Source organism: Cellulomonas fimi, from assembly GCF_012952065.1.
Taxonomy (GTDB): domain Bacteria; phylum Actinomycetota; class Actinomycetes; order Actinomycetales; family Cellulomonadaceae; genus Pengzhenrongella; species Pengzhenrongella fimi_A.
In genome coordinates this window covers 17,552-27,527 of record NZ_JABCJJ010000033.1, presented here as the reverse complement: position 1 = coordinate 27,527, position 9,976 = coordinate 17,552, and the positions used below count along the sequence as shown (strand labels likewise).

The 9,976-nt window shown below is 72.5% G+C and carries 8 protein-coding genes and 1 pseudogene; 6 read left to right on the top strand and 3 right to left on the bottom strand.

Going from position 1 to position 9,976, the window contains the following annotated elements; all coding sequences use genetic code 11:
• The first annotated feature begins 322 nt into the window (after positions 1-322).
• On the top strand, positions 323-898 hold the full coding sequence (locus tag HIR71_RS14450; protein WP_169325771.1) for a hypothetical protein: 576 nt from the start codon (positions 323-325) through the stop codon (positions 896-898).
• A 353-nt stretch (positions 899-1,251) separates the two neighbouring features.
• Here HIR71_RS14450 and HIR71_RS14445 read toward each other — a convergent pair.
• A pseudogene (locus HIR71_RS14445) lies at positions 1,252-1,392 on the bottom strand (zinc-binding dehydrogenase); the annotation flags it as partial.
• A gap of 201 nt (positions 1,393-1,593) precedes the next feature.
• On the opposite strand from HIR71_RS14445, the gene HIR71_RS14440 reads away from it, so the two are divergent.
• On the top strand, positions 1,594-3,225 hold the full coding sequence (locus HIR71_RS14440; protein ID WP_169325770.1) for a pectate lyase family protein: 1,632 nt from the start codon (positions 1,594-1,596) through the stop codon (positions 3,223-3,225).
• 142 nt (positions 3,226-3,367) lie between these two features.
• On the opposite strand, the gene HIR71_RS14435 is transcribed toward HIR71_RS14440, so the two are convergent.
• A complete protein-coding gene (locus HIR71_RS14435) occupies positions 3,368-3,868 on the bottom strand; it encodes an Lrp/AsnC family transcriptional regulator (protein ID WP_169325769.1) in 501 nt (166 codons plus the stop codon).
• 165 nt (positions 3,869-4,033) lie between these two features.
• On the opposite strand from HIR71_RS14435, the gene pdhA reads away from it, so the two are divergent.
• Genes pdhA through HIR71_RS14420 form a run of 3 tightly spaced genes read left to right on the top strand, consistent with a single transcriptional unit; the run spans position 4,034 to position 7,650 of the window.
• Entirely contained in the window at positions 4,034-5,230 is a 1,197-nt protein-coding gene (gene pdhA / locus HIR71_RS14430; protein ID WP_169325768.1) for a pyruvate dehydrogenase (acetyl-transferring) E1 component subunit alpha, read from the top strand.
• Positions 5,227-6,234 carry an alpha-ketoacid dehydrogenase subunit beta gene (locus HIR71_RS14425; protein ID WP_169325767.1) on the top strand — a complete coding sequence of 336 codons (1,008 nt, stop codon included), beginning with the start codon at positions 5,227-5,229 and terminating at the stop codon, positions 6,232-6,234. The genes pdhA and HIR71_RS14425 overlap by 4 nt, the downstream gene beginning before the upstream one ends.
• A gap of 3 nt (positions 6,235-6,237) precedes the next feature.
• A complete protein-coding gene (locus HIR71_RS14420; RefSeq protein WP_169325766.1) occupies positions 6,238-7,650 on the top strand; it encodes a dihydrolipoamide acetyltransferase family protein in 1,413 nt (470 codons plus the stop codon).
• Here HIR71_RS14420 and HIR71_RS14415 read toward each other — a convergent pair.
• Positions 7,595-8,257 carry an SACE_7040 family transcriptional regulator gene (locus tag HIR71_RS14415; protein ID WP_311836305.1) on the bottom strand — a complete coding sequence of 221 codons (663 nt, stop codon included), beginning with the start codon at positions 8,255-8,257 and terminating at the stop codon, positions 7,595-7,597. The genes HIR71_RS14420 and HIR71_RS14415 overlap by 56 nt on opposite strands.
• A 106-nt stretch (positions 8,258-8,363) precedes the next feature.
• On the opposite strand from HIR71_RS14415, the gene HIR71_RS14410 reads away from it, so the two are divergent.
• Positions 8,364-9,971, top strand: a complete 1,608-nt coding sequence (locus HIR71_RS14410; protein WP_169325764.1) for a carboxyl transferase domain-containing protein — start codon at positions 8,364-8,366, stop codon at positions 9,969-9,971.
• Positions 9,972-9,976 lie beyond the last annotated feature (5 nt).

Here is a 9,976-nt window from a genome sequence, read left to right as displayed (position 1 = left end):
CAACGGGCGCCTCGAACACCTGCGCGGCTCCGCCCTCGGCTTCCGCAACCTCACCAACTACATCGCCAGAAGCCTGCTCGAGACCGGCGGCTTCAGACCCCGACTACACCCTCAATCGCGATGAGCCGGTAATTCAGCGCGGCCGTTCTAGCGGCGACACCTGGTCACGCACGCAAAACGGGGCCAAGGCTGTTGCTACTGGAGTCAGGAACGCGCCCGCGGTGGGCCCGGAAATTGACAACGACGGGCACGGAAAACTCTATCACTACCATCCCGCGAATCGGTCCCCAAGCATGCACGCGTTCTTCGGAAGCCCTCGACCGTGATGGATACGCGTCTACACGAGCTCCTCGACCGCTGGCGTGCCGTCATGCCGCCGCCGGTCACCGTCGACGAGCTGGTCCAGCGGCTCGCTCGCGAGTACCGCGCGTACGAGATTCCGCTGTACATAATCACCGAGGAAGACTACCGGAACGACGAGGAAGTCAGGGAGAACCTGATCACTCGCCTCATGACGATCACGAATGAAGACGTTCTGGACCGGATCTACGACGACGAGGCACGCGAACTTCAGACGATGCCTGCAGAGGAGAAGGACAGATTCTACTGGCATTATCTGTTCGCCGACGACAAAGGGCTTCCCTACCGCCTTCTCCTCACGCAGCATGCGCTTGGGCAGCGGAGTTCGGTCGTGCTCGAGCAGGAGGGCGAGTTCGTCACAGGATTCAAGGTCTACGGCCATTCAGGGCCGCTCATCGATCGTCTGACGGCGTGGGTGGGGCGTCCCGAGCGGGGCGGCGGCCCGGTACCGACCTACCCCACCATGAGGCGCGGAGACATCAACGACTGGGCGTTCGCCCACTATCTCGAGGCACTGGTCAAGGCTGGGATGATCTGACTTCCCTCGAAGACCTGGTTGATCGATGGCTTCTCGCGGTGACTGCAACGCCCGGTTCCGCCGACGAGCTCGGACGTGCGGGGATGCGTCACGCTGCGACGTCCTCCGGTGGGTCCGGACGGCCGACCACGGCCACCTGCCGTCAGTTCGGCGGTGAGCGCCGGTCGTTGAGGATCCCCGGCGCGCCGGATCCGCCCGACCGACAACCTCACCCGGGGGTCGGACGAGACCGCCCCGCACCAGCGACCGCGCACGCGCGGCCGCGCGTCACGGGCGCAGGAGCACCTTGATCGCCCGACGCACGGGAGCCGGTCCACCGCTCAGGTGGAACCCCGAGTAGAGGAGCTCCTCGCCGCGCCGTCGCCGACGACGACGACGGTCTTGCCGGCGCCCGCCGCCGCGGCGACGGCCCCGAACCGTCCTGCCCCGAGCACGTCCGAGGCCGCCCGGAGGCTCGGCACCAGGCCCGCGTCCGGCAGCGCGGGCGTGGCCACGCAGACGCAGATCGCGGCCACCCGGATCACGGCGTCGGTCGGAGCCCTCTGCCGCACCCACGACGGAGGCGCATGCCGGCCCCCTCCCACGCACGAGCACGAGCACGAGCACGAGCACGAGCACGAGGGTGGCGCTCGGGTTCTGGCCCCAGCAGGCTGATCGCCTGGCACCTGACGACAGCCGGGCGGAGGATGGCCCTCATGACCGCGCCCGACGGAAGGCGCCCCGTGTCGCGGCGCGCGTTCCTCGTCGTGACCGGAGCCGCGGCCGCGAGCGTCCTCGCGGCCTGCACCGAGGAGCCGCAGGCGCCCGCACCCACCGGAGCCCGGTCGCCCGGGCGCACGACCCCTTCCTCGCCGGGGCGGTGGCAGTCCGAGCTCGTCTCGGTGACGGACGGGCGCCTGGCGTACCGCCACGACGACGGGCTGCGGATCCCCGACTTCGGCCAGGCCGGCTACGGCGGCGGCGGCCGGCCGCTGCCCGACGTGCCGGCAGCGCGCACCATCGAGCCGATCGACGGCGACAACACCGCGCACCTCCAGCGCGCGCTCGACGCGGTCGGGGCGCTTCCCCTCGGTGACCGCGGCGTGCGCGGCGCCCTGGTGCTCGCGCCGGGCACCTACACCCTCGCGGGCACGCTCCGTCTCGACCGGTCGGGCGTGGTGCTGCGTGGCGCCGGGGACGGAACGGACCCGAGCACGGCCACGATCCTGCGCGCGGTCGGCGACGACCCCCCGGAGCGGGACGTGGTCGTCGTCGGTGGCGAGGGCGACGGCGAGCGCGAGGTCCGGGGCACGCGGACGGACATCACGAGCGACGTCGTCCCCGTGGCTGCGGCGTCGTTCGCGGTCGCCGACGTCGCGGGTCTGCGCCCGGGGACCCCGGTCGTCGTCGTGCACCCGTGCAGCGAGAGGTGGCTCGACGCCGTCGACCACGGCGGCACCGGACGGGACGAGCGCTGGGAGGTCGGCAGCCTGCCGATCGTCTACCACCGGCGGATCACCGACGTCGCGGGTGACGTGGTCACGCTCGACGTGCCGGTGTTCACGACGCTGGACCGGTCCTTGAGCCAGAGCCGGCTCTCCGTCCGGGACCGGTCGGGACTGGTCACCGACGTCGGGGTCGAGGACCTCAGGCTCGACATCGCGGCCACCGCCGCGGACGACGAGCGACACGCCAAGAACGGCATCCGGCTCCGCCTCGTCGAGGACGCGTGGGTGCGTCGGTGCACGGTCGTGCACTTCACGCAGGCAGGAGTCGTGACGACGAACGCCCACCGGGTCACCGTCGTGGACTGCCGTGCGCTGGAGCCCGCGGCGCGGACGACGGGCGGACGCCGCTACAACTTCAACGCCGATCGGGGCTCCCAGCAGGTGCTCTTCACCGGTTGTCACGCGGAGGGCGGCCGGCACGCGTACGTCTCGAACGGGACGAGCTCGGTGTCCGGGGTCGTGTTCCACCGCACGACGGCGACAGGCAGCCTCGCGTCGTCGGAGGGGCATCGGCGATGGAGCCAGGGCCTGCTCTTCGACATCCACCGTGAGCTCGCACCGGCGACGGACCGGACGCTCGGGCTGTACAACCGTGGGGACTACGGCACGGGCCACGGCTGGTCGGCCGTGCACTCGGTGGCCTGGGCGTGCGACGTCGGAGACAGCCGGCTCGTCGTGCAACGACCACCTACCGCGCAGAACTACGCCGTGGGCTGCGTCGGGGACGTGACCGGCGACGGACCCTTCGACGGCCCCGAGGGCCACGCCGAGGGGACCGGACGCCCCGGCCTCGAGCCGGCGTCCCTGTACGAGGCCCAGCTCGCCGCTCGGACCCGTTGATCCCGCCCGCCCTACCACGCAGCGAACACGGCGAGGTGACCGGGTGCGTCACGACCGACGACAGGAGCGACCCCGAGATGCGACGGCATGTCCGGTTCCGCACGCCGCCCGAGGCGTCGATCGTCGCGTCGGCGGGAGGTCGTCAACCGAGGGTCTCGTGCGCCGTCGCGGGGTGCGCTCGGCCGCTCGCCTCGAGCAGGGGAACCATCCGGTACGGGATGACCTCGCCCATCGCGAGGGAGGTCTCCGCGCGCTCGACGCCGGCCACCGCGAGCACCGCGCCGTTGATCCGGAACAGGTCCTCGGCGTCGCGCGCGACCACGCGCAGCAGCAGGTCCGACGGGCCGCTGAGCCCGTAGGCCTCGACCACCTCGGGGATCTGGGCCAGCCCCTGCACGATGGCGGGCAGCCGCGGCTGGTGGACGTGCACCGTGATGAAGGCCGTGAGCTGGTAGCCGAGCGCGACGGGGTCGATGCGGCGGTCGAACGGCAGCAGCGCCCCGCGTGACTCGAGCGCCGTCATCCGGGCCTGGACGGTGTTCCGCGACAGACCGAGCGCCTGAGCGAAGGCCACCACCGTGCCGCGCGGGTCCGCGACGAGGGCGAGCAGGAGGCGGACGTCCGTACCGTCGAGTCGGCGCATGTCGCGCACGCTAACACCGAAGGACTCAGGCGGAGTGAGCATTCTGCTCAGTCGCTGCGCGAACGATTGAACCCGTTGACCAGCGGTCGTACGGTGAGCGGACACGCGGGCAATGGCGCCCAAGCTCCACAAGAGCGCGGCTGCCGTCGACGTACGGAGCGAAACATGTTGCGTTCAGAGATCTCCCGGACATCCGCCCACGACGACCGGACCGACGACGCCCAGGCGGGCGAGCTCGACCCTGCCGACCGTCGCGCCGGCGTCACCGGCCCCCACCCGAGGACGCCCGGTGCGGTGCTCCAGCTGATCACGCCCGACGGGGCTCGGCGTCCGGACGCCGACCTCGACCCCTGGGTGGCCGACGTCGACGACGAGCGGTTGGCCGCGCTGTACGAGGACATGGTGGTGGTCCGCCGCCTCGACATCGAGGCGGTCGCGCTCCAGCGGCAGGGCCAGCTCGGCCTGTGGCCGCCGCTGCTCGGGCAGGAGGCCGCGCAGATCGGCTCCGGCCGCGCGCTGCGCCGTGACGACTTCGTGTTCTCGAGCTACCGCGAGAGCGCTGTCGCCTACACCCGGGGCGTCACGATGACCGACCTCATGCGGGTGTGGCGGGGCACCGCCCAGGCGGGATGGGACCCGCGGTCGATCGGCATGGCGACCCCGTCGATCGTCATCGGCGCCCAGACCCTCCATGCGACGGGCTACGCCATGGGGTGCGTCATGGACGGCGTCGACTCGGCCGCCATCGCCTACTTCGGCGACGGCGCGACCAGCCAGGGCGACGTCAACGAGGCCCTCGTGTTCGCCGCGAGCTTCGCGGCGCCGGTGATCTTCTTCTGCCAGAACAACCAGTGGGCGATCTCCGAACCTGTCGGGCTGCAGGCGATGCGTCCCCTCGCCGATCGCGCGCCCGGTTTCGGGATCCCCAGCCTGCGGGTCGACGGCAACGACGTCCTGGCCGTGATGGCGGCGACCCGGCAGGCGCTCGACCGGGCCCGACGCGGCGCGGGGCCGACGTTCATCGAGGCCGTCACGTACCGCCGAGGCCCGCACACGACGTCGGACGACCCCAGCCGCTACGTCGACCCCGCGGTGCAGCAGGCGTGGGAGGCGAAGGACCCGATCCTGCGGGTGGAACGGCTGCTCGAGCGCAGCGGTCACCTCACCGAGGAGCGGGCGACCGCCGTCCGGTCGAGGGCAGACGCGCTCGCGGCCGAGATGCGCCGCGGGTGCACGGGGCTCGACGCTCCCCCGCCGCTCAGCGTCTTCGACCACGTCTACACCTCGCCGACCACCTGGCTCGTGCGTCAGCGAAGCCAGTACGCGGCGTACCTCGCGATGTTCGAGGGGGGCGGGCGATGAGCGAGCGCACCCTGGCGGCCGCCCTCAACGCCGGTCTGCGACGTGCACTCGAGCACGACCCCAAGGTCGTGCTCATGGGCGAGGACATCGGCCGGCTGGGCGGGGTGTTCCGCGTGACCGACGGCCTCCAGCGCGACTTCGGGACCGAGCGCGTCATGGACACCCCTCTCGCCGAGTCGGCCATCCTCGGCACGGCGGTCGGGCTCGCGTACCGCGGCTACCGCCCGGTCGTCGAGATCCAGTTCGACGGGTTCATCTACCCGGCGTTCGACCAGATCGTCGCCCAGGTCGCCAAGCTGCACTACCGGACCCAGGGCGCGGTCACCATGCCGATCACGGTCCGCGTGCCCTACGGCGGCGGGATCGGGGCGGTCGAGCACCACTCGGAGTCGCCCGAGGCGTACTTCGCCCACACGGCCGGGCTGCGCGTGGTCACCTGCTCGAACCCGCAGGACGCGCACACGATGCTGCGGCAGGCGATCGCGTGCGACGACCCGGTGATCTTCTTCGAGCCCAAGCGCCGCTACTGGGTCAAGGGCGAGGTCGACGAGACGCTGGACGCCTCGACGTTCCCGATGGACCGCGCCCGCGTCGTCGTCCCTGGTGACGACGTCACCCTGGTCGCCTACGGACCCCTCGTCACGACGGCCCGCGACGCCGCGCTGGCGGCGCAGGACGACGGCATCTCGATCGAGGTGGTCGACCTGCGCTCGCTCGCGCCGCTCGACCTCGAGACCGTCGAGTCGTCCGTGCGGAGAACGGGCCGCCTGGTCGTGACGCACGAGGCGAGCCAGCACGCCGGCCTCGGCGCCGAGATCGCCGCGAGCATCACCGAACGGTGCTTCCACCACCTCGAGGCGGCCCCGGCCCGGGTCACCGGCTTCGACGTGCCGTACCCGCCGGCGAAGCTCGAGGAGCACTTCCTCCCCGACCTCGACCGGATCCTCGACGCGGTGGACCGCGTCCTGGGACGCCGGAACTCGCTCACCGGCTGGAAGGCGTAGCGCATGACCGTCAAGGAGTTCGCGATGCCGGACCTCGGCGAGGGCCTCACCGAGTCCGAGCTGGTGTCCTGGAGCGTCGCGGTCGGCGACTGGGTCGAGCTGAACCAGGTCATCGCGGAGGTCGAGACGGCGAAGGCGCTGGTCCAGGTGCCCTCACCGTTCGCCGGGGTGGTGTCGAGGCTGTTCGTCGAGCCGGGGACCACGGTCCTGGTGGGAGCGCCGATCATCGCCGTGGAGGTCGCCGACGACGAGGCGCCCGGTCAGGACGGATCCGACCGGCCGGGTGACGGCCAGGTCTCCCCCACCCGCGCGGAGCCGGCGCCGGAGCGGAACGCCGTGCTGGTCGGGTACGGAGCGCCGGTCGAGTCCGCGTCCCGGCCCCGTCGCCGGGCTCGTGACTCCGGTTGGGTCGCGTCCCACCGCGCCCTCCCGGCCCAGGGCCGCTCGACGGCCCCGACCCCCGCGCCACCCTCGCCGCCTGCCTCGACCGCCGACGGCGGCGCCCCCTCGCGCACAGGCGTCGGCACCACGCCGGTCCGCCCGCGGTCGTACCCGCCGGTCCGCAAGCTCGCGCACGAGCACGGGATCAACCTGGCCACGGTGACCGGCACAGGACCGGACGGGGTCATCACGCGCGAGGACGTCCTGGCCGCCGTCGCGGCGCGGGGCGACGGGACGACGGCGACGCCGCCCGAGCCCGCCCCGAGGACCGCGCCGCGCGAGGTGCGCACCCCGATCACCGGGGTGCGCAAGCACACCGCGGCCGCGATGGTCGCGAGCGCGTTCACCGCGCCGCACGCGACCGAGTTCCTCACCGTCGACGTCACGCCGACCGTCGAGCTGCTCGAGACGCTCGCCGGCCAGCGCCGCTTCGAGGGCCACCGCATCACGCTCCTGACGCTGGTCGCCAAGGCCCTGACCATCGCGGTGCGCCGCAACCCGACGCTCAACTCCCGTTGGGACGAGGCGGCGGGAGAGATCGTCCAGCACGGGTACGTCAACCTCGGCATCGCAGCCGCGACGCCTCGGGGACTGCTCGTGCCGCACGTCAAGGACGCCCAGGACCTCGACCTCGTCACGCTCGCGGACGCCATCGGGCACCTTACGCAGGAAGCCCGGGCGGGGCGGACCCCGCCCGCGGACCTGGTCGGCGGGACGATCTCGATCACGAACATCGGCGTGTTCGGCGTCGATGCGGGGACGCCCATCCTCAACCCCGGGGAGGCGGCGATCCTCGCGATGGGCGCGGTCCGGCGTCAGCCGTGGGAGCACCGCGGCGAGGTCGCGCTCCGCAGCGTCCTGACGCTCAGCCTCTCGTTCGACCACCGGGTCGTGGACGGCGAGCAGGCGTCGCGGTTCCTCACGGACGTCGGCGCGATGCTGGCGGAGCCGGGGATGACGCTGACGATGGTGTGAGCACGGCCGACGGCAGGAGCGCGGCGAGCGCCATCTCCTCGAGCAGCGCGCCGACCCGGCGGCGTGGGAGCGACCGGGCGCTGTGCGGGGTCGAGTTGAGGAGCCCGAACGTCGCGTGCGCCCGGATGCGCAGCTCGGCGGGGTCGGTGTCCGGGCGGAGCCGCGCGAGCACGCCGACCCACTCCTCGACGTAGCTGCGCTGCAGTGCGCGTACGGTGCGGCTGTCCGCGGGCCCGAGCGAGTCGAGGTCGCGGTCCTGGACGCGGATGACGTCGGGGTCCGCGAGCGCGAACTCGACGTGGAAGCGGATGAGCGACCGCAGCGCATCGAGGTCGTCCGCCGCCGCCTCGAGCACCTCCCGCCCGCCCGCGGCGAGTCGCTCGCTCGCGCCCACGAGCAGGGCCGCGAGCACCGCCTGCTTGCTCGGGAAGTGGCGGTACACCGCGGGCCCGCTGACGCCGGCGGCCGCGCCCAGGTCCTCGATGGAGACGCCGTCGAACCCGCTCTGCGCGAACAGGCGCGCGGCGGCGGCGAGCAGCAGCGCGCGCCGGTCGGCCTTGGCGCGGTGCCGCGCGGTCTCGCGGCGCGGTGACGTCCCGTCGCTCACTCGACCTCCACCACATGGACAACTCGGTGAACGAACACTAACCTGACGATCCAGTGAGTGGGTACTCACCGAACCCTGCGAGCAGCTCGACGGAGAGCGGCACCACATGGAGATCCTCGCCAGCACGGCGGACCCGACCGCGAAGGCCTTCCGCGCGAACGAGGCGGCCCAGAGCGCGCTGGTCGCCGACCTCCACGAGCGCCTGCGCGCCGCCGCGCTCGGCGGGCCGGAGCGGTCCCGCGAGCGGCACCTGGGACGCGGCAAGCTGCTCCCCCGCGAGCGGATCGACGCCCTGCTCGACGACGGCAGCCCGTTCCTCGAGGTCGCGCCGCTCGCGGCGCACGGCCTGTACGGCGACGAGGCACCGGGCGCGGGCGTCATCGCGGGCATCGGGCTGGTGCACGGCCGCCACGTCATGGTGCTCTCCAACGACGCGACGGTGAAGGGCGGCACGTACTACCCCCTGACGGTCAAGAAGCACCTGCGCGCGCAGGAGATCGCGCTCGAGAACCACCTCCCGTGCCTGTACCTGGTGGACTCGGGCGGCGCGTACCTGCCGATGCAGGACGAGGTGTTCCCGGACCGCGACCACTTCGGCCGCATCTTCTTCAACCAGGCCCGGATGTCCGCCGCCGGCATCCCCCAGGTCGCGTGCGTGATGGGCTCGTGCACGGCGGGCGGGGCGTACGTGCCCGCGATGAGCGACGAGACCGTCATCGTGCGCGACCAGGGGACGATCTTTCTCGGCGGTCCGCCCCTGGTGAAGGCGGCCATCGGCGAGGTCGTGACCGCGGAGGAGCTCGGCGGCGGGGAGCTGCACGCCCGCACCTCGGGGGTCACCGACCACCTCGCCGAGAACGACGCGCACGCCCTCGCGATCGTCCGCGACATCGTCGCGACCCTGCCCCCGCCGCGCGAGCCGGCCTGGGACGTCCTCGCGAGCCGTCCGCCCGCGACCCCGGAGCACGAGCTCTACGGCGTCGTCCCGACCGACGTCCAGTCGCCCTACGACGTGCGCGAGGTCGTCGCGCGGCTCGTCGACGGCAGCGAGCTCCACGAGTTCAAGCGGGAGTACGGGCCCACGCTGGTCACCGGCTTCGCACGGCTGCACGGCCACCCGGTCGGGATCGTGGCCAACAACGGCGTGCTGTTCAGCGAGTCCGCGCTCAAGGGTGCGCACTTCGTCGAGCTGTGCGACCAGCGCGGGATCCCGCTCGTGTTCCTGCAGAACATCTCGGGCTTCATGGTCGGTCGGGACTACGAGGCGGGCGGCATCGCGAAGAACGGCGCCAAGATGGTCACGGCGGTGGCCACGACCCGGGTGCCGAAGCTGACGGTCGTGATCGGCGGCTCGTTCGGGGCCGGCAACTACTCGATGTGCGGGCGCGCGTACTCGCCGCGCTTCCTGTGGATGTGGCCCGCGAGCCGGATCTCGGTCATGGGCGGCGCCCAGGCCTCCTCGGTGCTCGCGACCGTCCGCCGCGAGCAGCTCGAGGGCCGCGGCCAGGAGTGGTCCGCCGACGACGAGGCCGCGTTCACCGCACCCATCCGCGCGCAGTACGAGGCCCAGGGCAACCCGTACTACTCGACCGCCCGGCTGTGGGACGACGGCATCATCGACCCCGCAGACACCCGCCGGGTGCTCGGGATGGCCCTCGACGTCTGCGCGCGCGTCCCGCTCCCCGACCCGGCCTTCGGCCTCTTCCGGATGTGAGCGCC

Bases quoted from the DNA above. Each gene is read 5' to 3' on its own strand.
- HIR71_RS14440 (WP_169325770.1), top strand. From the start codon at position 1,594: ATGACCGCGCCCGACGGAAGGCGCCCCGTGTCGCGGCGCGCGTTCCTC.
- HIR71_RS14435 (WP_169325769.1), bottom strand. From the start codon at position 3,868: ATGCGCCGACTCGACGGTACGGACGTCCGCCTCCTGCTCGCCCTCGTC.
- pdhA (WP_169325768.1), top strand. From the start codon at position 4,034: ATGTTGCGTTCAGAGATCTCCCGGACATCCGCCCACGACGACCGGACC.
- HIR71_RS14425 (WP_169325767.1), top strand. From the start codon at position 5,227: ATGAGCGAGCGCACCCTGGCGGCCGCCCTCAACGCCGGTCTGCGACGT.
- HIR71_RS14420 (WP_169325766.1), top strand. From the start codon at position 6,238: ATGACCGTCAAGGAGTTCGCGATGCCGGACCTCGGCGAGGGCCTCACC.
- HIR71_RS14410 (WP_169325764.1), top strand. From the start codon at position 8,364: ATGGAGATCCTCGCCAGCACGGCGGACCCGACCGCGAAGGCCTTCCGC.